The organism is Aeromonas caviae, from assembly GCF_000819785.1.
Lineage (GTDB): Bacteria > Pseudomonadota > Gammaproteobacteria > Enterobacterales > Aeromonadaceae > Aeromonas > Aeromonas caviae.
On the sequence record NZ_CDBK01000067.1, the window covers coordinates 23,633 to 23,940 of the forward strand.

A 308-nucleotide genomic window follows, 5' to 3' on the forward strand; every position below is an offset into this window, starting at 1 on the left:
CCGACCGTGGTCATCACCGAAGACGTGAACAACGACGGCACCATCAGCAACACCGAGATCAGCGGCAAGGTGGACGTGGAAGTGAGCCTGCCGGGCGATGCCAAGGCCGGGGACACCCTCAAGGTGAGCGGCCAGGCCGACCGCCTGTTGACCGATGCCGACATCACGGCGGGCAAGGTGGGTTACGAGTTTGACCGTCCGGCGGACGGCGTGAAGCTGACCGTGACCGCCACCATCGTGGACGCGGCGGGCAACGTCTCGCTGCCGGGCAGCGACAGCGCCACCATGGGCGACACCACCGCGACCGG

Annotated in this window: 1 protein-coding gene; it reads left to right on the forward strand. The window is 67.9% G+C overall.

Annotated features, from left to right (window positions below; all coding sequences use genetic code 11):
* On the forward strand, positions 1 to 308 hold a 308-nt coding region (locus BN1120_RS21480; RefSeq protein ID WP_042016034.1), incomplete at both ends, for a hypothetical protein.